This is a genomic window from Brevundimonas sp. LM2 (assembly GCF_002002865.1).
In the GTDB taxonomy this organism is placed as follows: domain Bacteria; phylum Pseudomonadota; class Alphaproteobacteria; order Caulobacterales; family Caulobacteraceae; genus Brevundimonas.
The window spans coordinates 1,351,586-1,373,699 of record NZ_CP019508.1 but is presented as its reverse complement, the minus strand read 5'-3'; the positions used below and the strand labels follow the sequence as shown (position 1 = coordinate 1,373,699).

The 22,114-nt window shown below is 70.4% G+C and carries 26 protein-coding genes; 6 read left to right on the top strand and 20 right to left on the bottom strand.

What is annotated here, in order from left to right; translation table 11 throughout:
• Position 1: 1 nt before the first annotated feature.
• The 3 genes from BZG35_RS06690 to BZG35_RS06680 form a co-directional block, all read right to left on the bottom strand.
• Positions 2-433: a hypothetical protein gene (locus BZG35_RS06690; protein WP_077354950.1), complete on the bottom strand. Its 432-nt coding sequence runs from the start codon at positions 431-433 to the stop codon at positions 2-4.
• Positions 433-1,128 (bottom strand): hypothetical protein, encoded by a 696-nt coding sequence (locus BZG35_RS06685; protein WP_077354949.1) that lies wholly within the window; start codon positions 1,126-1,128, stop codon positions 433-435. The genes BZG35_RS06690 and BZG35_RS06685 overlap by 1 nt, the downstream gene beginning before the upstream one ends.
• Before the next feature lie 85 nt (positions 1,129-1,213).
• Positions 1,214-3,970 (bottom strand): transcriptional regulator, encoded by a 2,757-nt coding sequence (locus tag BZG35_RS06680; protein WP_077354948.1) that lies wholly within the window; start codon positions 3,968-3,970, stop codon positions 1,214-1,216.
• Positions 3,971-4,082: 112 nt separating this feature from the next.
• Between BZG35_RS06680 and BZG35_RS18310 the strand changes: the two genes are divergently transcribed.
• Positions 4,083-4,211 carry a hypothetical protein gene (locus BZG35_RS18310; RefSeq protein WP_256364144.1) on the top strand — a complete coding sequence of 43 codons (129 nt, stop codon included), beginning with the start codon at positions 4,083-4,085 and terminating at the stop codon, positions 4,209-4,211.
• Here BZG35_RS18310 and BZG35_RS06675 read toward each other — a convergent pair whose 3' ends face one another.
• The 11 genes from BZG35_RS06675 to BZG35_RS06630 form a co-directional block, all read right to left on the bottom strand.
• Positions 4,212-5,144 (bottom strand): flagellin, encoded by a 933-nt coding sequence (locus BZG35_RS06675; RefSeq protein ID WP_077354947.1) that lies wholly within the window; start codon positions 5,142-5,144, stop codon positions 4,212-4,214.
• Between the two features lie 88 nt (positions 5,145-5,232).
• Positions 5,233-5,526, bottom strand: coding sequence for a hypothetical protein (locus tag BZG35_RS18200; protein WP_077354946.1), 294 nt, complete (start codon positions 5,524-5,526; stop codon positions 5,233-5,235).
• A gap of 83 nt (positions 5,527-5,609) precedes the next feature.
• On the bottom strand, positions 5,610-6,491 hold the full coding sequence (locus BZG35_RS06665) for a flagellin (protein ID WP_077354945.1): 882 nt from the start codon (positions 6,489-6,491) through the stop codon (positions 5,610-5,612).
• 345 nt (positions 6,492-6,836) lie between these two features.
• A complete protein-coding gene (locus BZG35_RS18195; RefSeq protein ID WP_077354944.1) occupies positions 6,837-7,130 on the bottom strand; it encodes a hypothetical protein in 294 nt (97 codons plus the stop codon).
• Positions 7,131-7,213: 83 nt separating this feature from the next.
• A complete protein-coding gene (locus tag BZG35_RS06655) occupies positions 7,214-8,053 on the bottom strand; it encodes a flagellin (RefSeq protein WP_077354943.1) in 840 nt (279 codons plus the stop codon).
• Positions 8,054-8,401: 348 nt separating this feature from the next.
• The gene (locus BZG35_RS06650; RefSeq protein ID WP_077354942.1) at positions 8,402-8,668 is read right to left on the bottom strand and encodes a hypothetical protein; all 267 of its coding nucleotides are present in this window, start codon (positions 8,666-8,668) and stop codon (positions 8,402-8,404) included.
• Positions 8,661-8,825, bottom strand: a complete 165-nt coding sequence (locus tag BZG35_RS17895; RefSeq protein WP_171981898.1) for a hypothetical protein — start codon at positions 8,823-8,825, stop codon at positions 8,661-8,663. Before BZG35_RS17895 ends, BZG35_RS06650 begins: the two co-directional genes overlap by 8 nt.
• A gap of 3 nt (positions 8,826-8,828) precedes the next feature.
• Complete coding sequence (locus BZG35_RS18380; RefSeq protein WP_077354941.1) at positions 8,829-10,280, bottom strand: DUF2793 domain-containing protein; 1,452 nt, start codon at positions 10,278-10,280, stop codon at positions 8,829-8,831.
• A 299-nt stretch (positions 10,281-10,579) separates the two neighbouring features.
• Positions 10,580-11,311: an anti-sigma factor domain-containing protein gene (locus tag BZG35_RS06640; protein WP_077354940.1), complete on the bottom strand. Its 732-nt coding sequence runs from the start codon at positions 11,309-11,311 to the stop codon at positions 10,580-10,582.
• A complete protein-coding gene (locus BZG35_RS06635) occupies positions 11,308-11,865 on the bottom strand; it encodes a sigma-70 family RNA polymerase sigma factor (RefSeq protein ID WP_077354939.1) in 558 nt (185 codons plus the stop codon). Before BZG35_RS06635 ends, BZG35_RS06640 begins: the two co-directional genes overlap by 4 nt.
• A 72-nt stretch (positions 11,866-11,937) precedes the next feature.
• A complete protein-coding gene (locus tag BZG35_RS06630) occupies positions 11,938-12,399 on the bottom strand; it encodes a DUF4112 domain-containing protein (protein ID WP_077354938.1) in 462 nt (153 codons plus the stop codon).
• Positions 12,400-12,482: 83 nt separating this feature from the next.
• Between BZG35_RS06630 and BZG35_RS06625 the strand changes: the two genes are divergently transcribed.
• Complete coding sequence (locus tag BZG35_RS06625; protein WP_077354937.1) at positions 12,483-13,439, top strand: endonuclease/exonuclease/phosphatase family protein; 957 nt, start codon at positions 12,483-12,485, stop codon at positions 13,437-13,439.
• On the opposite strand, the gene BZG35_RS06620 is transcribed toward BZG35_RS06625, so the two are convergent.
• From BZG35_RS06620 to BZG35_RS06595, 6 genes are all read right to left on the bottom strand, one after another.
• Positions 13,399-14,559: a CCA tRNA nucleotidyltransferase gene (locus BZG35_RS06620; protein ID WP_077357897.1), complete on the bottom strand. Its 1,161-nt coding sequence runs from the start codon at positions 14,557-14,559 to the stop codon at positions 13,399-13,401. The two genes, BZG35_RS06625 and BZG35_RS06620, sit on opposite strands and share 41 nt — an antisense overlap.
• A gap of 50 nt (positions 14,560-14,609) precedes the next feature.
• Entirely contained in the window at positions 14,610-15,275 is a 666-nt protein-coding gene (locus BZG35_RS06615; RefSeq protein ID WP_077354936.1) for a CoA pyrophosphatase, read from the bottom strand.
• Between the two features lie 10 nt (positions 15,276-15,285).
• On the bottom strand, positions 15,286-15,864 hold the full coding sequence (locus BZG35_RS06610; protein ID WP_171981897.1) for a DUF1285 domain-containing protein: 579 nt from the start codon (positions 15,862-15,864) through the stop codon (positions 15,286-15,288).
• Positions 15,865-15,904: 40 nt separating this feature from the next.
• Positions 15,905-16,396 carry a GNAT family N-acetyltransferase gene (locus BZG35_RS06605; protein ID WP_077354935.1) on the bottom strand — a complete coding sequence of 164 codons (492 nt, stop codon included), beginning with the start codon at positions 16,394-16,396 and terminating at the stop codon, positions 15,905-15,907.
• 222 nt (positions 16,397-16,618) lie between these two features.
• The gene (locus BZG35_RS06600) at positions 16,619-17,410 is read right to left on the bottom strand and encodes an enoyl-CoA hydratase (protein ID WP_077354934.1); all 792 of its coding nucleotides are present in this window, start codon (positions 17,408-17,410) and stop codon (positions 16,619-16,621) included.
• Positions 17,407-18,501: an MBL fold metallo-hydrolase gene (locus BZG35_RS06595; RefSeq protein ID WP_077357893.1), complete on the bottom strand. Its 1,095-nt coding sequence runs from the start codon at positions 18,499-18,501 to the stop codon at positions 17,407-17,409. The genes BZG35_RS06600 and BZG35_RS06595 overlap by 4 nt, the downstream gene beginning before the upstream one ends.
• Before the next feature lie 149 nt (positions 18,502-18,650).
• Here BZG35_RS06595 and BZG35_RS06590 point away from each other — a divergent pair, with 149 nt between their 5' ends.
• The 4 genes from BZG35_RS06590 to BZG35_RS06575 all read left to right on the top strand — a co-directional run bounded on the left by BZG35_RS06590 (position 18,651) and on the right by BZG35_RS06575 (position 22,093).
• Positions 18,651-19,652, top strand: coding sequence for a hypothetical protein (locus BZG35_RS06590; protein WP_077354933.1), 1,002 nt, complete (start codon positions 18,651-18,653; stop codon positions 19,650-19,652).
• Between the two features lie 121 nt (positions 19,653-19,773).
• Positions 19,774-20,568 (top strand): exodeoxyribonuclease III, encoded by a 795-nt coding sequence (xth, locus tag BZG35_RS06585; RefSeq protein WP_077354932.1) that lies wholly within the window; start codon positions 19,774-19,776, stop codon positions 20,566-20,568.
• 15 nt (positions 20,569-20,583) lie between these two features.
• Positions 20,584-21,096 (top strand): hypothetical protein, encoded by a 513-nt coding sequence (locus BZG35_RS06580; RefSeq protein WP_077354931.1) that lies wholly within the window; start codon positions 20,584-20,586, stop codon positions 21,094-21,096.
• An 88-nt stretch (positions 21,097-21,184) separates the two neighbouring features.
• A complete protein-coding gene (locus BZG35_RS06575; protein ID WP_077354930.1) occupies positions 21,185-22,093 on the top strand; it encodes a cobalamin biosynthesis protein CbiG in 909 nt (302 codons plus the stop codon).
• The last annotated feature ends 21 nt before the right edge of the window (positions 22,094-22,114 follow it).

The window sequence follows — 22,114 nt, the reverse complement described above, 5'->3', positions numbered from 1 at the left end:
TCTAGCCCGCCGGGAAGGCCGGCGGGGCTTGTTCTTCGATGATGCTCAGACCGTTGGTCTCGCGCTCGATCGCCTGAGGAACGGCCAATCGTCCATCGCCGGTCCGGGCCAGGGCAAAGAAGCGCACCCCGTCCAGTCTGGAGCCATAGGACACGCCGCGACCGTCCACGAAGATGAATCGGCCCTGATAGGAGCCCGTCACCTCGCGCGTGCTGCCGCCCAAGCGCAGGAACCGGACTCGCATCTCTTCCAGGCGAGCCGCGCAGAACTCGATCTGGGTCTGGTCGCGCGCCACCACGTTGAACACGGGTTCGCCGTCTGCGGGAAGGGTCAGGGCATAGCAGACGCCCGGATCGTACGGAGCCTTGACCTCCTCGGCGCAGCCCGCCGCGGCGGCCCCCAGCAGGATCGAAAGGGCGACGACAGCGCGCATCAGTTCAGCCCCGGGAACTGGCAGTTGCGATCCTGTTCGGCCAGGATGCGGAACCGGTTGTTGTCCGTCGACTGTTCGACCCGCCGTGGCACCAGACGCAGCGTCAGGCCGCCGTGCTGGCCATACTGGGCATCCCCCGGTCCCACGCAGGTGCCGGCGTACAGCGCCTGGACGCACTGGTTCAGGCTCATGTTGCCCGAGATCTGGCGCCATTCCGAACCGGTATGACGCAGGCAGGGCGCGCCGGAGACGCGCTGCGGCGGCGGTGCGCGCTGGGTGCCGGCCTCTTCCGGCGGCCCCACATCCAGGGGGCCCAGGTCCTGGTTCAGGTCGGCGACCTCAGAGGTGGGCAGTTCGGGCGGCGGGGCGAAGGAGGCCGTCGGGGCCGCCGCCAGGTTGCCGCTGGCGTCCAGGCCGACATCCAGACCGTCCGTCGCCAGGCCGTTGCGTTGGGCGCATTCCGCGAGGGTCGCGAGGCCGACGAACTGGCCGTCGACGAAGCAGCGCAACTCGCGGGTCGGCTCCAGCGAGGGGGCGTCGGCCAGATCCACCTGCAGACCGGCGGGGCGGTCGACCGGGGGAGCCTGAGTCTGTTCGCGACCGCTGCCGAACATCACGGCCAGGAAGATGGCCGCCAGGATGGCCACGCCGGCACCGATGGCGAGGATGACCCGGTTGTTGTTTGGAGACTGCATGGCGCGGGCACTCGCGGGGGCGGGACGTCGAGGGCTCAATAACCCCGCCCGCCCCCCATGCGTCAACCGCGAAGGCGGGTTGGGGTCAGCCGCCGGTGAGTCGCGCCAGCGCCGCCTGATAGTTGGCGATCTGGCTGGTCAGATAGGCGGGAACCGGACCGCTCGCCCCGCTGGCCGTCTTGGGGGCCAGGCCACGGTAGGCGTTGCGAACGACCTCGAGCGCGCCCGACAGCTTTTCGCCGGCGGTCTTTTTGGCGGCGGCGTCGGTCAGCGTCAGGTTGGACGGCAGTCCGAGGCCGAACGTCTGCACCGTCTTGTCGGCCGAGGCGATGCCGATGTAGCCGGGCGACAGTCCCAGACCGGCCAAGGCATCGCGCCCGGTTTCGCCGGTGGTCAGGATGGCCCCCTGCTTCCCGTCCTTGGCCGTGATGGACAGGCGCTGCAGTCCACCGGTCGTGGTGTTGACCTCGCCTTCGCGGCCGGTGACGGTGCCGCCCTCGGACACGACCGTCACCTTCAGCTTGTTGTTGGAGGCGACCGAGATCTTGCGCGCCAGAGTCGCGAGCGTGTCCTTGGCGTCGATGGTGACCGCCGTCGCCCGCCCCCCGTCGGCCGGGCTGATATAGAAGCGATCCCCGACCCGCAGGGACGTCGCGGCGGTCAGCAGTTTCGAATCGGTCTGAGCGATCTCGCCCTGCGGCAGACCCAGTCGATCCAGCACGCTCGCGCCGTTTTTGGCGACCGCCAGGGTCATGGGCTTGGCCTGACTGCCTTCGCCGGACCAGGTCCGTGTGTATTCAACGGCTCCAGTCTGCGGGTTGAGCCGGGTCAGGAAGGCCGTGGTCGGATCGGTGTCCTTGGCCGCGGCCGGGCGATCCGCGATACCGGTGATCCACACCTTGCCGTCCACCACCTTCACATCGGCGGCCGAGTCCTCGCCCGCGCCGCCATACCAGCTGAGCCGGTCCGTGGCGCTGTCGACCAGATCGGTGGACAGGCTGGCGACGAACACGTCCTTGCCGCCGGAGTTGGCATTGGTCGTCTGGCCGGCCGCGAGACCGCTGTCGCGGCTGGTCCCCGTCAGGATGATCTTGCCCTCCGACACCGACAGGCCCGCGATATCGCCGGAGATCGCTCCGAGGTCGCGGGTCGTGGCGAGGGTGGGGACACCCGAGGCGTCCAGCGTGAACCGTCGCACTACCGCCCGGCCGCTCTCGACGCCGGCGGTATAGAGGTTGGAGCCGTCCACGACGACGGCATCGACCGCGTCATCGGCGGCGGTCCCGAACTGGGTCTGGCCGACCCCTGTCGATACGATGGCCGCCAGCGGATAAGGCGCGCCCCCCTTGAAAGCCTGGACGTAGCCGTCCCAGCCGCCGATCGCGGTCGTTCCCGGCACGCCGGATCTCGCTCTTCCGCCGATATAGACGAGTCCGTCCGCCCCGAAGGCCACGCTGGTCGCCTCATCCGCGGCGCGAGCGCCCCGGCGCTGGGTCCACTCTTCCTGACCGTCCTTGTCGAAGACCGTGACGAAACTGTCGGCGACGCCGGCTGCATCGCCCGGTTTGCCCGCGTCGCCGGTCGAGGTGTTCAGGGCCCCGGTCACGGACCCGGCGACCGCCACGCTGCCGTCCGTATTGATGGCCAGGGCGAAGCCGCTGGCGGTCGCGGCCGCGCCCAAGGTGCGGGTCGCCACCAGGCGTCCGGCGGTGTCGTATTTCAGCAGGGCCACGTCCTGCGCGCCCTTGATCGGCTGGCTGCCCGGTCCCGCGGAAACGTCCGCCACGAGCCACAGAGACCCGTCGGGCGCCACGGCGCTGGCGCGCACGGCGGTCACGCCCTCGGGCAGCTTCTCCTGCGACAACCGTCCGGCCACCCACTGGTCCTCGCCGAGATTGCCGGCCGTGGGCGCCACGGCGGTCCCGCCGTCGCTCTGGAACTTCAGAAGCTGGTTCAGCTTGCCCGCCGTTCCGGCGGACTGCACGACGTAAACCGCGTCGGAGGTCGCCGGCGCGGTAAAGCCGACCGTCTCGGTAACGCTCCCGCGAATCGCCAGAGCCCATTGATCCGGACGCGCCGGCAGCGTGATGGTCTTGCCGCCCGCCGTGATCGTCCGGGGCTCCGCCTTGATCAGGTCCCGGCCGAACCGGGTCTGGACGCCCGCATCGGCCAGCTTGCCGTTGATCAGGCCGGTCACCGCGTCCAGGGTACGGGGCGTGCTGCCGAGCTCGGCCAGGTCGATGGCGACGTTTTTCGTGGTGGCCGATGTTCCGGTGCCCACCTTGATGGTGATGTTGAACCGCGTGTCGCCCGCGAAGGCGTCGACGGGACTGCTGACCGACCCCTCGTGGATCGGTCCCGTGACGGAGTTGGCGCTGTCGCGCGGCACGGCGGCCGTGGTCTTGGAGACGCCGCTGGAAATCCCCTGCACCAGGCGGAGGGCCTCGAATTCCGCCTTGCTCAGATAGGTGCTAATTTCGGCCAGGCCGGCGTCGAACCGCTTCTGGATCTGGGCCAGTTCGGTGGCCGACACGCCTTTGACGCTCGACCGCTCGGTGAGCGCATTCAGGCCTTCGAGCCCCTTGTAGAGCGCGAAGAGCTTCTTGTAGTCGGCCGAGGCGCCTTTGACGTCCAGCTTGGCGGCGTCTTCATCGATGAGTCTGCGGCTGGCCAGCGTGGCTCGCAACAGGGCGTCGGGCTTCAGCTCCGTCGCCCGGGCGGCCAGGCTCCACGGCGCCGTCGGCTGGGTCTTTCTCGCCTTGGCCGCGGTCGCGGCAGCCGACTGCGAAGGCTCGTAGGCACCCCCATACAGTCCGAGCAGATAGGTGTTCGAGATCGCCACGCGGTCCTCCGGAACGCACCCTGTCAGGTCGAGCTCAACGGGGCGTTAAGATCCGGGTCAGGAACGAAGGTCGGCGGACCGTGTTGTCACCCTGCCAGACAGGAGCAGATCGATGACCTTCACACTGCCATTCATTGGTTCCCTGCTCGCGCTGTACGGTTTTGGCGCGAAAGCCCATCGGCCGCGCGCCCGCCGCGCCCTGATCGAGATCGGGCGCGCGTCAAACAGCCGTCTCGCCTGATCAGTTCTGGAACAGCGACAGAATGGCCTGGGGAGCCTGGTTGGCGATCGAAAGGGCCTGAACGCCCAGTTGCTGCTGCACCTGGAGCGCCTGTAGGCGCGCGCTCTCCTTGGCCAGATCGGCATCCACGAGATTGCCGATCCCGGTTTCCAGGGAGTCCATCAGTTTCGATACGAACAGATTGTGGCTTTCGATCTGTTTGGCCTGAGCCCCCAGTTCGGCCAGGCCCGAGCTGACGGTGGTCAGCGCCGTGGTGACGGCGGTCAGCGCGGCGTCGGCGCCGGCCTTGGTCAGAAGGCTCGGCCGGACGCCGGGGACCGCGGGCGCGCTTTCGTCAGGCACGGTCGCCGGGTCGTCCACCACCGCCGGGGTTCCCACGGTCGAGAGACCCAGCCCTTCGAGGCTGAAGTTCTGACGGTTCAGCGTGATGAATTCCTGGGCACCCGCGTTCGCGAGGAAGCTGAGGGGCGTGAGAGCCGCCGGGGTCGCCGGGTTCACCGCGACGCCGTTGACCTGGCCGTTCAGAATGTTCTCACCGTCGAAGGTCGCATTCTTGGCGAAGGACTGCAGCGACTCCAGCAGCGACTGGAATTCGTCGTTGTAGGCGGTCCGGGTCGCCAGGCTGGCTGACGGGTCGGCGGCGGCGGTCGCTTTCTGCCGAAGCTGCACCAGCAGGTCCGAGATCGATTCGCCGGCGGCGAGCGAGACGTCGGTGATCGAGGTCGCACGGTTCAGGCTGGTCTTGACGGTGTCGTAGGACCCGAGATCGGCGCGCTGGTTCTGGGCGACGGCCCACACGGCGGCATTGTCCTTGGCCCCCTGGACTTTCAGACCCGTGCTGATCCGGTTCTGGGCCAGCTCCAGACGCTCATTGGTCCGGTTCAGGTTCTGCAAGGCGACCAGCGCCGAAGCATTCGTGTTGACACTCGACATCGGGTCTTCGCCCCCCATAATTCTAGGGGAACTTTATGATCCGAGTCGTATCCGTATGGTTAATGCGCGATGACTGCGGACACGCAGGTCAGGCGGCGGTGTCGGCGACCATGCCCTTGGCGTAGGTGTCCGAGGCGCTCAGCCGGACGAGTTCCTCACGCGGAAACTGCCGGACCACCTCGCCGGTGACGCTGTCGAGGGTCTTGTAGACGAAGGTGCCGCGCGCGGGGCCCTCTTCGATGACCAGCCGGTAGCGGTCGGCGCGGTCGGCGGCCGGATCGGTCCGGACGGACGATGGATCGACGCCGGCGGCGAGCGGCGACGTCGCGAGGATGGGGGCGACGCTCAAGCCGACGGGCGATGGCCGCGCATTGGTGTCCATGGCTCCCTACGCCGGAAGGTTCGGCGTCTCCTGAGAAGATGCGTCGGGCGGGACCGAGGCCCCGCCCTCCGCGATTGTCGCCCTTAGCGGAACAGCGACAGCAGGACGCTGCTCGACTGATTCGCGATCGACAGAGCCTGCACACCCAGCTGTTGCTTGGTCTGCAGCGCGGTCAGGCGGGCGCTTTCCTTGGCCAGGTCGGCGTCGACGAGGTTACCCACGCCGGTTTCGATCGCGTCCTGGATCTTGGACGTGAACGTCAGCTGACGGTCGAGCGACTTCGACTTGGTGCCGAAATCGGCCAGGGTCGCCGTGAAGGCCGTGATGGCCCCGTCGACCACGGCACCCAGGCCGGTCAGCGTCGTCAGTTCAGCAGCCGTAGGGGCGGCGTAGTTCGCCACCGTGACAGCCGTCGCCGAAGCCACGGTCGTCGCCGCCGCCGCGGCGGTTTGCGCCGCCGTGGGCGCGGTCGAAGGCGCACCCTGTTTCAGCACGAACGTATTGGCGGCCTTGGTGCCCGTCATGACGCTGACGGCGCTGTCGTCAGCCACGGCGCTGAACAGGTTCACGCCATCGAAGGTCGCGCCGGCCAGCGACTTGGTGATTTCCGAGCCGAGCGCGTTGTAGTCAGCCACGTAGGCCTTCAGAGCGTCGCCGGTCGCCGTGCCGATGGCGACGGCCAGGTTCTTCTGCTCGGTCAGAGCGGCCACGATGGTCTCGCCGGCGGCCTGAGCCACGTCGAGGATCGATTGTCCGCGCTGGATGGAGTTCTTCACCGAGCCCAGAGCGCTCGCCTCGGCCCGTTGGCCGGTGGCGATGGCGAAGATGGCGCCGTTGTCCTTGGCGGACGAAACGTTCTTGCCGGTGTTGATGCGGCCCTGGGTGACGTCCAGGTCGCGGTTGGTCTGGTTCAGGCTCTGCAGCGCAACCATGGCGCCCGAGTTCGTATTGATGCTGTTGGCCATTTTGGCCTCCTTTTGTCTTCGACATGTCCGACGCCATTTTGGCTGCCGGGAGCATTTTGCTCGACAAGGCCGAAGCAAACGCCGGGCCAGCCCACATCCCGCAGCGATCGCACTCAAGATACTGGATTATCTACGGTACTTTGGCTTAACCCTGCCGACACCCGGCAGCAATTGCACGACAGCGAGGTGGACCGGCAGAAACTGCCGGGCGCCCGGCACGGATTGCCGGGGGTGTCACGGCGGTCAGCAGCGGGCGCGGGTGACGGGGCAGGAGCGCAGGATCCAGCCCGATCGGTGTGGTCCATACAGGGTTAGGGAAGGCGCTCGGCCCCGGGCCTTGCCGTGTCAGGCGGCGGTGTCGGCGACCATGCCCTTGGCGTAGGTGTCCGAGGCGCTCAGCCGGACGAGTTCCTCGCGTGGAAACTGCCGGACGACCTCGCCGGTGACGCTGTCGAGGGTCTTGTAGACGAAGGTGCCGCGCGCGGGGCCCTCTTCGATGACCAGCCGGTAGCGGTCGGCGCGGTCGGCGGCCGGGTCGGTCCGGACGGACGATGGATCGGAGCCGGCGGCGAGCGGCGACGTCGCGAGGATGGGGGCGACGCTCAAGCCGACGGGCGATGGCCGCGCATTGGTGTCCATGGCTCCCTACGCCGGAAGGTTCGGCGTCTCCTGAGAAGATGCGTCGGGCGGGACCGAGGCCCCGCCCTCCGCGATTGTCGCCCTTAGCGGAACAGCGACAGCAGGACGCTGCTCGACTGGTTCGCGATCGACAGAGCCTGCACACCCAGCTGTTGCTTGGTCTGCAGCGCGGTCAGGCGGGCGCTTTCCTTGGCCAGGTCGGCGTCGACGAGGTTGCCCACGCCGGTTTCGATCGCGTCCTGGATCTTGGACGTGAACGTTAGCTGGCGGTCGAGCGACTTCGACTTGGTGCCGAAATCGGCCAGGGTCGCCGTGAAGGCCGTGATGGCCCCGTCGACCACGGCACCCAGGCCGGTCAGCGTCGTCAGTTCACCAGCCGTCGGGGCGTTGTAGTCAGCGACAACCACAGCCGTCGCCGAAGCCACGGTCGTTGCCGCCCCACCAGCCGCCTTCAGGGTGAAGGTGTCGGCGGCCTTGGTGCCGGTGTTGACGTTGATGGCAGGGGTCGTCGCGCTGAACAGGTTGACGCCGTCGAAGTTCGCGCCGGCCAGCGACTTGGTGATTTCCGAGCCGAGCGCGTTGTAGTCAGCCACGTAGGCCTTCAGAGCGTCGCCCTTCGCCGTGCCGATGGCGACGGCCAGGTTCTTCTGCTCGGTCAGGGCCGCGACGATCGTCTCGCCGGCGGCCTGAGCCACGTCGAGGATCGATTGTCCGCGCTGGATGGAGTTCTTCACCGAGCCCAGAGCGCTCGCCTCGGCCCGTTGGCCGGTGGCGATGGCGAAGATGGCGCCGTTGTCCTTGGCGGACGAAACGTTCTTGCCGGTGTTGATGCGGCCCTGGGTGACGTCCAGGTCGCGGTTGGTCTGGTTCAGGCTCTGCAGCGCAACCATGGCGCCCGAGTTCGTATTGATGCTGTTGGCCATTTTGGCCTCCTTTTGTCTTCGACATGTCCGACGCCATTTTGGCTGCCGGGAGCATTTTGCTCGCGGAGGCCGAAGCAAGGGCGAGGCCAGCGGCGTTTCGGGATCGGTCCGAAATCAAACGACTGAAAAAGCTACGGTACTTTGGCTTAACCCTATGACAGCCCCGGCAGAATCTGCTGCCGCCCGGCGCGAACCGGCAAAAACTGCCGAGCAGGCGGCAGAATGTGCCGGACGCCGGGTCGCGAAGGACACCGCAAACGCGATCCGGTCGGTTGATGGTCGCCGCGATCAGAAAGGGGGGATAGACGCCCTCTGACGGGGTCGGGACAGGCCGGCTCTATCGAAAGCTCATCGGTCGCGTCCCCGCGGCAGGCGGACCCGCAGCTGGGCCAGCAGGGCGATCAGCTGTTGAGCCGTCGGCGCGACCAGATAGAGGACGAGCGTGAGGCCCAGCAGGGTCATCAACCCGACGGCCAGACGCGGCAGGGCCTGGGGTTCGCTCCGGGCGATCGCATCGTCCAGCAGTCGCCAGAGGCCGAAGCTGGCCAGGAACACATACAGCCTTCGCCACAGCCAGCGGGCCTCGGCCAGCGGGGGCACGGTGGGCTCAGTCATCGGCGTCGTCCTCTTCAAAATGGGGGCGGGTCCAGGTCCAGTCCGGACCGGCCGCTAGCGCCCCGTCGCGACGCGTCAGGCGCTGCGGCAGGTCCCAGGCGTTGCCGTCCAGAAGCGGCGGCTCCTCGCGCTCGAAAGGCGTCTGATGGCGGGCCATGGCTCAGCCCTCTGCCAGGATCAGGACGACGCCCGCGCCGCCCGCGCCGCCGGGGCCCCCGGCCGTGACCCCGGCCCCACCGCCCCCGCCGCCCCCGCCGAACGCGCCGCCGGATCCACCCGCATGGCCGCTGCCCGAGGCGGACGCCGCGCCGCCCGCGCCCCCGCCCCCACCCAGCGCGCGCCGGGGCGTGGCCGCCGATCCGCCCGCCGCCCCGACGCCGCTGCTCGCCGTCCCGCCCGTCGCGAGGGTCAGGAGGGTCGATCCGTCGCCGCCCGCGCCGGCCGGCCGCATCGTCCCGGCCGCGCTCAGCCCCCCGCCGCCGCCGCCGGCGTTGCCCGGGCCGGATAGGCCTTGGCCCGCGGACGCCGGACCGGCGGTGGCCGAGGCCCCGCCCGCATTGGCTGGGATCAGCCCAAGGCCCGCGGCCCCGCCCGCCCCGCCACTCGCTCCGGCCGCGCCGGCTCCCCCGCCCCGCGCGGTCAGAAGATCGAGCCCGGCGGCCGAAACGCCGCTGACCTGTCCGGCGGCCCCGGCGGCACCGCCCGCCCCGACGACGACGGTCAGGCCGGCGGGGAGGTCGGCCGTGCTCCAGCGGCCGATGCTCAGACCCCCGCCCCCGCCGCCCCCGCCGCCCGCCCGATCGCCCGAGGCGGCGAAGCCCCCGTTGCCGCCGCCCCCGCCGCCGCCGACGGCCGTGATCGTCAGCATCCGGGCCCAGGTCGGCGGCGCATAGGGGGTCGAGCCGGTCAGGAGCACCGCCTCCGTGCGCAGCGCCCCGCCGGGAAGGACGACGCGGCCGTCATCGGGTTCGACCCGCAGCGCCTCGCGCCAGGTCGATCCATCGGAACTGACCTTGAGGCTGAGGGCGTCGTCGCCGATCAGACCCAGCTCGGCCCGACCTGAATAGCCGCGCTGGAACAGCAGCGACACCACATCGCCGGCAGCGTCCTTGTTCAGAACCAGCCGCAGGGCCCCCGTGCCGCCCTCGGCTGCCGGTCGGGCCGTCAGCAGGGCGCTGTTGATCCGGGCGGTCAGGGGATTGCCGGCATCGGCGGTGGCGTTGAGTCCGAGCCGCGCCAGGTTCTGCACCGCCCCGCCGGACAGGGTCGGGGCCGACCAGGTGGCGCCGGTGCGAACCACCAGCTGGCCCTCGTCCTGCACCACGACGACCATGCCAGGCGGGACGGCAACCCGGGTCCAGCCCCCGAACTCGGCCCGCACCAAATCACCGTCCGACCCGTCCGACCAGTCCGACCCGTTCGCCCCGGGGGGCAGGATATAGAGGTCGCCGTCGGCGGCATCGGTCGGCTGGACCGCGACGGTGCGGCTGACCACGGCGGCCTGGATCAGACCGTCGAGCCGGGTCAGGGCCTCGTTGACGGTGACGTGTTTCTGAAGCTGGCCCGCCGCCACATAGGGCAGGCCGAGCCGAGCGCTTTGACTGGTAGCCATCGAAATCTCCGTTGGAAAACGAAGATCACAGTGCGGCAGGGCCGATCCCGGGCGAGTTCGACGGGTCGAAAAACCCGAGGCCGGTTGATTTAATTGGAGATTTCAGCGCGAACGCGGACAACTCGACGCTGCGAAACCGACAGGAAGGCGATCCGGAGAGGAGAATGCGGGGAGACCAATGGAAGGGCTGGGAGGCCTCCCCGCGGATCGGATCGTGGTTGTCAGGACCAGGGATCGCGCGAGGCGACCCGAACGATCCGATCGGCCCTAGCTACGAAGCGTCCGACGAGGCGGATGCATCAAAGGGGCTGCAATTCGCCCGTCGCGACCACGGGGCCCACGGGGGTGTCGGGCGCGGGCGTATAGCCGGGAGCCTCCAACGAGATCGCCACGGCCGTGGCCGTCCCCGCCTGATCCGCCAAGAGGGCGCTGAGGGTCCGGCGGCTGGTCGTGGAGCCGTCGATGGCGCCGACCAGTTGAACCCCACCCTCGGGCTTGACCAGCCACAGATGCGGCACGCCGGTTTCCCGGCTGAGCGCGGTGGTCGGGGCGATGAACAGTTTGCCGGTCGCGGTGTCGTAGGCCAGGGCGACCACGGGCGCCCCCCCTTCGGTCAGGGCGACGGTCGCCACACGGGTCACGCCGCCCTCGGGCGCGGCCTGGACGATCGGAGCCGGCGCGGGACGCGCGAGCAGGATGGCGACGCCCGCCACGCTGGCGGCCAGCAGGGCCGTCGAGGCCACCGCCCAGGTGCGCCAGAAGGCGACGCGGCCATTGTCGTTGACGGCGGGGGCGATGGCTGCCACCACGCGGGGCCAGACGCGCGGTGACGGCACCACCGGCGCGATCCCGGCGGCGAGGCCGGCGAGATGCTCGTTCCACACCTCGACCTCCGCGGCGAAGGCGGGATCGGACGCCGCGCGGGCGCGCGCTGTCCGTTCCTCGGCGTCCGGCAGGACGCGAAGGGCCAGTTCGCCGGCAAGAACACGGGCGTCGTCGGCGGCGGGTTCGTCGATAGGGGTATCGGTCATGTTTCGAGGCAGCTCCTCAGCCGCAGCAGGCCCCGCCGAATCCAGCTCTTCATCGTGCCCAGCGGCACATTCTCACGGCTGGCCAAGGCGTCATAGGTGACCCCTTCCAGAAAGGCCGTGCGGATCGCCGTGCGAACCCGGTCCTCCAGCGTCTCCAGACAGACGTTCAGCCGACCGACCTCGTCCGTCGTCTCGAGCACGTCCGACGCCAAAGGCGCGGCATCGGCCAGTTCATGCGCGTCCTCGACCGGCGCCGAACGCCGCATGGGGGCGGCCGACCGAAGCCGATCGATCGACCGGTTGCGCGCGATGGTCACCAGCCAGGTGATCGGACTGGCGCGCGTCGCATCGAAGGTCGAGGCCTTCCTCCACACGGTCAGATAAGTGTCCTGCAAGACGTCCTCGGCCAGTTGGCGGTCAGCCAAGATACGCAGGCAGACGCCCAAAAGCTTCGCCGAGGTGGCCTCGTACACCATCTTGAACGCCTGGCGGTCACCCTCACCGGCCCGGCCCAGCGCCAGCGCCAGCTCTTCGCGCGTCAGCATCGCATTCATGAAATCGTCCGGAAGCCACAGCCCCGGCGACTAGGGCCGGGGCCGGTGACTTCGTCAAGCTGAGCCATTGGCCTAATCATGCAGATAGACGATGCGTCGCTTCTTGGGGTCGGCGCGCAGGGCGGCGAGGTGGGTTTCGTGATCCCCCGACGCCCTGGCCTCGCGCTCATTGGCCTCGACCCAATGGGTGGTCTCGATGTCCTTCTGCAGGGCCTTGGCCGCCATCAGGTGGGCGGGAAACAGGGTGTCGACCACGGCACCGGCAAAGGGCACGGCCGCCGTGGCGGTATCGCTGACCAGATAGGCGGCCATCCGGGCCATGGTCGCGGGCGAGGCCTTGGCCCGCAACGCCTGGAGCATCAGCCAACCACCGGCCCCGACCGTATAGGCGTCCCCGACGACCGGTATCCAGGTCAGCAGGCCGTCCAGGCCGATGCCGAACGGTCCCAGGCCCACGGCCCGGTCGGACAGCTTCTTGATGCCCTCGACATTGGACCAGATTTTCTCGATATCCCCGATCGACCGTTTCGCCATTCTGCCCTCCCCAAGCGCATGGTCAACGCACCACAACGACCCGCGTTCACCCGCAAACGCAAGCTCCTCGCGAAAGGCCGTCCGTGTCCCGCGCCAGACTCATCCTGACCGTGACCGGATTGCTGCTGCTGTGCGCGCCCGCGGTGATCGCGGCCGCGGCCCTGAGCGGGATCGGACACCGGTGGGTGGACATCCTGGCCCAGTTCGTCGCCTCGGCCATGCTGGGCACCGTCCTGGTTGGGGCGATGGCCGTGATCCTGCGGCTGTGGGTGGCGACGGCGATGTCCGCGGCCATCGGGGCCCTTTTGCTTGTGGCCGGCGCGCCCCAGTGGTTCCCGCCGAAGGGAACGGCCGCGCCCGACGCGGCGGCCTTCAGCCTTTACTCGGCCAATGTCTGGATTGGGAACCGCGACGTCGCCGCGCTGGCCCGATCCGTGGCGGCGGCGGATGCCGACGTCGTCGTGCTGATCGAAGTGGGCGAACCCATGGTCGGGGGCCTGGACCGGGTCCTCGGCGCCTATCCCCACCGCTGGACCGGACCGATCCGCCCGGGCGGCCGCGCCTCCCGCCAGGCCTTCGCCTCGCGCTATCCGCTGCGACCGGTCGCCGGCGTCGCCACCCAGATGGACTCCCGGGGCGCGGTCGTGGAGACGCCGGCCGGCCCGGTCACCGTCGTCGGAGTCCACCTGACCCGGCCCTGGCCCTATCGGATCCAGTGGGAGCAGATTCGTCAGGCGCAGGGTGTGGCCGGCTGGCGCGCGGCCTATCCGGGCCCCCTGATCGTGGCCGGGGACTTCAACAGCGTCTCCAGCGCCCGCGTCGGCCGCCAGATCCAGGCCGAGACCGGGCTGATCCCCGCCCCCGGATGGCCCGGCACCTGGCCCACCGCCCTGCCCTCGGCGGCGGCCATGACCATCGACCAGGTCTATCGCTCGCCGGACCTGGCCCTGGTCGAGCGGCGGCTGGGGCAGCGGAACGGCTCGGATCACCGGCCGGTCATCACCCGCTTCGCCCGGGCCGCGCCGCCACCAGCCGGCTGAGCCGCTCGGCATGGCCGTCGAACGGGAAGTCGGCGGCGACCCATTCGTCTTCGAAGGCCTTCAGGATCCGGCCGGTCTCGGGGCCGGGATCGATGCCGAGCCGTGCGAGGTCGCGCCCGCCCACCGGCAGGCGCGGGACAGGCCAGCCGGCGACCAGGGCTAGGGCCCCTGCGGCGTCCGCGCCGTCCGCTTCGGCGCGCGCGCGCATCAGCCGGTCCATGACCGCCTGCCGCCCGAGGCGATAGACCCCGGCGCGCAGACCCTGGGCGGGCGTCGAGGGCGCGATCGGCCCCTCGGCCGCCGCGCATAGCCGAGCCTCCATGGCCCGGGGCAGGCGTAGGCCCTGGGCGATGGCGGCGATCCGCTCAGGCTCATCCGGCAGCAGGGCCGACAGGCGCAGGACGGGGTCGTCGCTGATCCCGACCATGGACTCGAACGCCGCCGAGGCGGCCACCGCCGGGATCAGCCGGTCCAGCACGCCGGTCGTCCGCATTGCCCGGACGGCGGGGCGAGGGTCGGGGGCGGCCAGCAGTTTCAGCAGTTCCTTGGACACCCGTTCGGCCGACAGGCGTGCCAGACCCTCGGCCTGCGCCGCGCACGCCGCCAGGCCCGCGGGGTCCGGTTCCGCCCGGCCGTACCAGGCGAAGAAGCGGAAGAAGCGCAGGATGCGCAGATAGTCCTCCTCGATCCGGCGGTTCGGGTCGCCGACGAAGACGACCCGGCCGGCCCGGGCGTCGGCGACCCCCTGCCCCGTCGGATCGAAGATCGCGCCGGACCGGTCGGCATAGAGGGCGTTCAGGCGGAAATCCCGCCGCGCCGCGTCCTCGGCCCAGTCGTCGGTGAAGGCGACCACGGCCCTGCGTCCGTCGGTCTCGACGTCGCGGCGCAGGGTGGTGATCTCATAGGGGCGACGCTGCGAGACCGCCGTGACCGTCCCGTGCGCCAGGCCGGTCGGGACCACCTTCAGCCCGGCCGCCCGCAGCGCCGCCATGGTGTCCTCAGGTTTCAAACGCGTGGCGATGTCGATGTCGTCCACCAAGCGGCCGACCAGGGCGTTGCGGACGCAGCCGCCCACGAACCGGGCGCAGTCCGGGCCGCCGGCCGCCTCAAGCGCCGCCATCACCGCCACGGTGGCGGGGGACGTCAGCCAGTCCTGCCCGGACAGGACGGTCACGCGGCGTCCTCGGCGGCGGCGGCGGGCAGGTCCGCCTCCTCGCCATACAGACGGTGCCGCAGACCGCGAATGATGCCGGCGGTCGCACCCCAGATGTAGCGCTCGTTCCAGGTCATGGCCCAGAACCAGCGTTTGACGCCTTCCGGGGCCTCCAGGTGATCGCGGCTGTGGTTGGCCGGGTCCATCAGGAAATCCCAGGGGGCCTGGAAGATCTCCGCCACCTCGTCCGGCGAGGCCATCAGGGCGGGCTGGGCGGTGATCCAGCCGATTACCGGGGTCACCAGATAGCCGGTGCCGGTCTCATAGGGGTCGGACAGGCCCAGGACCTCGACCAGGGCGGGGTCCAGGTCGACCTCCTCGCGGGCCTCGCGCAGCGCCGCCTGCACGGCGGTCTCGCCGGCGTCCAGCCGCCCGCCGGGAAAGGCGATCTGGCCGGTGTGGCGCGCCAGGCTGTCGGCGCGCCGGGTCAGGAGCACGGACGCCCCGTCCGCGAGGGCCAGCACGGGGATCAGCACGGCCGCGGGCTTCAACGGCCCCTCGGTCCAGCGCGACGCCCCGGGGTTCAGGTCAAAGTCCGAGCGTTCGGCCACCGACCCTGCCCGCCAGCCGTCGGCCGGCGACAGGGTCTCGACCAGACGGCTCCTCAGCGACGCCAGGCTCATGCCGCGCGCCTCAAGCGACGCCCGCGCCGGGCGGGCCCAGGGCGAACCACGTGCCTCCGGAGGCCACCATCAGCCGGCCGTCGCGCTCCTCGGCCGCCTCGACCAGGTCATAGAACACGCTCCGCACGATCCGCGCGTCCAGCCCCTGGCGCACGTGCAGGCGAGGGGCGGGTTCGCCGGTGTCGGGATCGGTCTCGACCGTGATCGGATGCTCGGGCCCGGCCCGCACCGCGTCGCCGACGTCGGTGGTGAAGACCAGATCGTCGCCGTCCCGCACCAGCGTCACGGCCCGGAACGGCAGGTCCTCGACGGTGATCTTCAGCTTCTCGCCCGGCGTGACCAGGTGATAGCCGTCGGGGTCCAGGCGCAGGACGGTCGAGAACAGCCGCACCAGCTCGGCCCGCCCGATCGGCGAGCCCTCGTGCATCCAGGTGCCGTCGGCGCGGATGACGATGTCGATGTCGCCGCAATGGTCCGGGTGCCAAAGATGCACCGGCGGCAGGCCGCGCCCCCCCGCCTCGGAAACGGGTGCCTGTCTTGCCGCCTCGGTCAGACCCGCCAGGCCCGTCGCTGTGTCCGATCCGCTCATGCGACAGACTTAGGCCGCGTCGCGACCCGGCGAAAGACGTCTAGGCCGGCAGCGCCAGACCCTCGGGCGCGGTCGCGGTGATCCCCAGCCACAGCACCCGCCCGGGATCGGCCGGGCCGGGCAGTTTCACGCCCTTGGCGATCGCGAAGCCGAACCGCGAGAAATACGGCAGGTCGCCGACCAGCAGCACGCCGGCGACGCCCAGGGCCTGGGCCTGCCCCAGGCACATGCCGACCAGATCGGCGCCCAGACCCCGCGCCCGGAGGTCGGCGGCGACCGTGATCGGCCCCAGGAAGACCGCGTCCAGACCGCCGACGGTGATCGCCCACAGCCGCACGGATCCAATCAATCGTCCGTCCTCGCGGGCCACATAGCCGGCCGCCAGGCTCGCCCCTTCCCGGATGCGCTCGGCCGTCTTGGCGAACCGGCCCGGCCCGAAGGCGGCCAGCACCAGCCGATCGACCGCGGCCGCGTCGGCGGGGGTTTCCGGCGCGATGCGGAGGACGGGTGTGGTGGCAAGCGACGCGGACATGGCGCGGGCGCTTAGGGGCAATGGGGGGCGGGATCAAGCGCAACACGTCCTTCCCCCATTCTTCATGGGGGAAAGCGGCCCGTCGATCGCGCAGCGATCCAGGGCCGATGGGGAAGTCTTGCTTGCCTTGGCAGAAGAAAAATCAGCTTCCCCCATCCGTCCTGTTCGGCCTGCGGCCGAAGACGGACGGCTTTCCCCCGCAAGCGGGGGAAGGACTACGCATCATCCCGCCTTGGAGAAGTCCGGCGCGCGCTTCTGGCTGAAGGCCATGAAGGCCTCCATCGCCTCGGGGCTCGACATCTGGGAGCCGAAGGCCTCGCCTTCGCGCAGCATCAGGGCCCACAGAGCCTCCGCGTCGCGCATCAGCTGCTTGCTCTTGCGGATCGAGTTCGGTGCCCGGGTCGCCAGCCTGGCGGCCAGGCCCGAGGCCACCGCATCGACATCGGCGGCGGGCACGGCGCGGTTCGCCAGGCCCCAGGCCAGGGCCGTCCGGCCGTCGATCGCCTCGCCCAGGGCGAACATCTCGAACGCCCGCTGATGGCCGACCACACGCGGCAGCAGCAGCGACGAGGCCGCCTCAGGCGCGAGGGCGAGGTTGATGAAGGGCACCGACAGCAGGGCGTCCTCGGCCACCACCACCAGGTCGCAATGCAGCAGCAGGGTCAGGCCGATCCCGACGGCCCGGCCGCGCACGGCCGCGACCGCCGGCTTGTCCAGCTCGGCCAAGGCCTTCAGGAAGTGGAACACCGGCGCATCGACCACCTGGCCCCCGCCCGACGCCCCGATGGCGATGAAATCGGCGATGTCGTTGCCCGCCGAGAAGCTGTCCCCTTCGGCCCGGAACAGCAGGACGCGCACGGCGTCATCGGTCCGCGCCCGCTGGGTCGCCTCGGCCAGCACCGCGTACATGGCCTGGGTGATGGCGTTCTTCTTGTCCGGGCGGTTCAGGGTGACGGTCAGGACGCCGTCGCCCAGGGTGACGCGGACGGCTTCGGACGCGGTGGGGTCGCTCATGCGGGGGTCTCCGTTTCGATCAGGCTCCACCAGTCGACTCCGTGGGCGTCACGATCCCGACGCGCGCGGCCCTGACCGGCCAGATAGTTCAGATGCGCGATCGCCTCGCCGGTGGCCATGCCCAGCAGGCCGCCGTCCACCGGGCGCGCGAACAGGGCCCCGAAGCAGTCGACGGCACGCGACGGCGTGCGCAGGGTCCGCTCCAGCCGCGTCAGCGATACCCGGTGGCCGCGCTTCAGCGCCTCGATCCGCGGCAGGACGCCGGTGAAGGGCTCGCCGTGCCCGGGCAGGACCAAGGTGTCCGCCGGCAGCAGATCTCCTAGCCGCTCCAGCGACGTCATCCAGTCGTGCAGCGGGTCGGCCAGAGGTTCGGTGGGCCAGACGGAGATGTTGGACGAGATCCGGGGCAGGATCTGGTCGCCCGCGATCAGCACGCCGTCCGAGCGACGCCACAGACAGGCGTGCTCCGGGCTGTGCCCATTGCCGATCACGATGGTCCAGACGTCCCCGCCGATCGACAGGGTCTGGCCTTCGGAGAGCCGCTGATACCCGGCCGGCAGGGGCGCGACCCCTTTGGCGAAGCGGCCGTAGGAGGTCCGATAGTGCTCGACCTGATCCTCCGACCAGCCGGCGGCGCGCCAGAAGATCGCGCCGGCCTCGGGGGCCGGACCGGTGTCCGAGACCAGCATCCGGCCGGTGACATATTCCAGCTGGGTCATCAGCAACGGGGCGTCGAAGCGCTCGCACAGCCAGCCGGCCAGGCCGATGTGATCGGGATGCATATGGGTGCAGAGGACCCGCGTGACCGGTCGCCCGCCCAGCGGCCCCGCCAGCGCCGCCTCCCAGCCCGCCAGCGCCTCGGAGGTGCGGATACCGGTATCGACCACGACCCAGCCGTCGCCGTCCGCGATGGCATAGACATTGACGTGATTGAGCTGCATCGGCAGCGGCAGCCGCAGCCACAGGACGCCCGCAGCCGCCTCCACGGCTTCTCCCAGCAGGGGTGCTGCGCCCATGGGATAGACCAGCCCGCGCGGAGCCTCCGCACCGGGCTCGATGCCGCCTTCGCTGATGCTGACGCCGTCGGCCAAGTCCGTCTCCAATCGCAACGCGCCGACCTTAAGCCCGGGTGGCCGTGCGCGTCCAGCGTCCGCAGCACGTCGGGGGGCGACCGGCCTTGACCTCGCCACGGGGCCCCGCCAAGGCTTGGGGCACCCCCCACGCGCTCCAGGAGCCCCTCGTGTTCAAGTCATCCTTCATCGCCGCAATCGGCGCGGCGATCGCGCTTACCGGCTTCGGGGCCGCCCCGGCCGCCGCCCAGTCCGAAGGCTCGCCCCGGCCGAGGGCGGCACAGCCCCCGGCAGAGGCCGCCGCCGCCGCCGCCGGCCGCACCCGGCGCCAGGGCCGCAACAGCGCCCCGGCCGCACCGACGCCCGAGGAAAATCTCGCCGCGGCCCAGGCCTTGGCCACCGGTGCGGGCCTGGCCTGTCAGGCGACCGAGGCCACCCTCTCGCCCCTGATGTCCGGCGAGTCGCGCGTCTATGAGGCGGCCTGCGCCACGGGCCCGGGCTATATCCTGATTGCCAGCACGCCGCCCCAGGGGTTTGACTGCGTGCAGCTCGCCGCCACCCAGGCGCGTCTCGCCGCCGCCGCTGCGGCCAATCCGGCCGCCGCCCCCGCCCCGGCCACGCCCGGCGCGCCCGCGACGACGGACATTCGCTGCGCCCTTCCCCAGAACCTCGACGTGCTGCGGGTCATGGTGGACTATGCGCGCGAGGCCAACCTGCCCTGCGTGCCCAACGAGGGCAATTCGCTGAGCAAGCAGATCGACGGCGAGGAACTGTATGAAGTGGGCTGCGACGGGGTCGACGGCTACCTGCTGCAGAAGCTGAAGGCCGGCGGCTGGAAAGCCACCGAATGCAGCCGGATCCTCGAGGCCGCCCTGGCCTGCCAGTTCACCACGCCGGCCGAAAAGGCCGCGTCGCTGAAGGCGCGTTTCGCCGGCAATGCCGAGGCCGCCGCCTGCGACGTCACCCAGTCCCGTTACATGGGGACCAATGCCAACGGGTCCTTCTACGAGGCCAAATGCGCGGCCGACAACGGCATTATCGTCCGCATGGACAGCGCCTATGCGGTGCAGCGCGTCTATCCCTGCGAGGTCGCCCAGCGCATCGGCGGCGGCTGCACCCTGACGATCGTGCCGCCCCTGCCGGAGGGCACCGTCAGCGCCCCGGCCCAGTAAAGCCGGCAGACGCCCCATAAAGGAGGCCCGGCGGCATCGCGCTCGCCGGGCCTTCTGCGTTTTGGGCTGCGGCGGCGGTGGTGCCTTGCCCGATCCGGCGACGCCGCCTAGCGTCCCGGCGATGCGCATCGCCACCTGGAACGTCAACTCCGTCAACGCCCGCCTGCCGACCGTCCTCGCATGGCTGGAGGGGGCGAAACCCGACGTCGTCTGTTTCCAGGAGATCAAGACCGTCGACGACAGGTTCCCGCGCGAGGCCTTCGAGAGCCTGGGCTACAACGTCGAGACCCACGGTCAGAAATCCTACAACGGCGTCGCCCTGCTCTCGAAATACCCCGTTTCCGACGTGCGACGTGGGCTGCCGGGCTCGGACCTGCTGGCGGAAGGCGTCGAGGACCAGGCCCGCTATATCGAGGCCCTGATCGAGGCCCCCCGCCCCGTCCGCGTCGGCGGCCTGTATCTGCCCAACGGCAATCCGATCGGCACCGAGAAGTTCGACTACAAGCTGCGCTGGATGGCCCGGCTGAACGCCCATGCCCGCGCCCTGCTGGCGCAGGAGGAGGCCTTCAGCCTGTGCGGCGACTACAACGTCATCCCGACCCCCGACGACGCCAAGTCACCCGCCGCCTGGGTCAACGACGCCCTGTTCCAGCCCGAAAGCCGCGCCGCCTTCCGCGCCCTGAAGGGGCTCGGATTGTACGAGGCGGGGGAGCTGGGCCGCCAGCCGCCGGGAACCTATACCTTCTGGGACTATCAGGCCGGGGCCTGGCAACGCGACCACGGCATCCGCATCGACTTCCATCTGTTGTCGCCCCAGGCCGCCGACCGGTTCGTCAGCGTCGAGACCCACCGCGACGCCCGCGACATGGACAAGCCGTCCGACCACGTTCCGGTCGTGATCGACCTGGCCGACTGATGGGCGGGGCCCGAGATGGCTGAGACCCTGCGCGTCATCCTTTTGGTGGCCCTGGCGGCGGCCGCCCTGACCACCGGCGCCCTGACCCTGAACTGGTGGATGGAGCCCGACCGCCGCCTGCGCCGCGCCATGCTGAAGTCGCTGGGGACCGCGCCCGAGGTCGAGGCCGTGTCCGCGTCGGAGGGCCGGGCCGCCGGACTGGACTTCGACGGCGGTCAGGTGGCCGTGCTGTGGGACCGGGGCGCGCACGGCCTGGTCTATGCCTTCGACGAGATCGAGGGGGGCGAGCTGATCGTCGACGGCCATGTCGTGGCGCGGGTGCGGCGCGGCGAGGCGCGCAAGGCGCTGGACGTCCTGGCCCCCGACGCCGAACAGGTCACCCTGCGCCTGCTGTTCGCCGATGCCCGCTATCCGGAGTTCGAGCTGGCCCTGTGGAACGCCATGGCCTCGGGCCAGGCCGGATCGCCGCCCGAGGCCATGCGCCTGGGCCGTCGCTGGCTGTCGCACCTGGAAGCCCTGCTGAAGTAGCGACCGGTTTTGCTTTCTTCGCGCCGGGGGAAGGCCTAAACCACGCCCTCCGCATTTCCCTGTCTATGATCGCCTTAAGGAGCCCGCCGTGGCCCGCCTGTTCGACGCCTATATCGTTGCCGACTGGACCGCCGCCGAGGGCAAGAAGCTGGGCGACAACTCGGTCTGGATCGGCGTGGCCAAGCGCGACGTCCGCTTCCGCCTGTATGGCGAGACCCACAACGTCGCGACCCGGGCCGAGGGCGAGGCGCTGCTGAAATCCATCCTGGCCGACCACAGGAAGCGCGGCGACCGGGTCCTGGTCGGCGTCGACTTCTCGCTGGGCTATCCGGTCGGCACGGCCGCGCGCCTGGGCCTGAAGGACACGCCGGCCTGGAGCGCGATCTGGAAATTCGTCGCCGCCAACATCGTCGACAAGGCCGACAACACCAACAACCGCTATCAGATCGCGGCCAAGATGAACCGGCTGATGACCGACGCCGCCTGGCCCATGTGGGGGGCCCCGGCCAAACAGGCGCAGCGCTGGCTGACTACGACCAAGCCCCCGGTGGGCTCCGGCGCGGACATTCCGGAATACCGGGCCACCGAACTGGCCATCCGCGGCGGCAAGCTGCAGCCCAAGTCCAATTGGCAGATGCACGGGGCCGGTGCGGTCGGCGGCCAGACCCTGGTCGGCATCCCCATGGTGCGCCGCCTGCTGGAGAGCCTGGGCGCGTCCGCAGCCGTCTGGCCGTTCGGCACCGGCTGGCGGGCGCTGGACACCGCCGACGTCGAGCCCCTGTCGGTGCTGGTGGCCGAGGTCTGGCCGTCGATGTGGCCGACCACGCTCCAGCCCGGCGAGTTCAAGGACCAGGCCCAGGTCCGCACCACTGCCGAGGCCCTGGCCCTGATGGACGAGCGCGGCGACCTGTCCAAGGCCTTCGGCCCCAAGAAGGGCACCGACGAGGCCCTGATCGCCCAGGTGCAGGACGAAGAAGGCTGGATCCTGGGGGTCTAGATCCAGGCTTCCCGAGCCAGG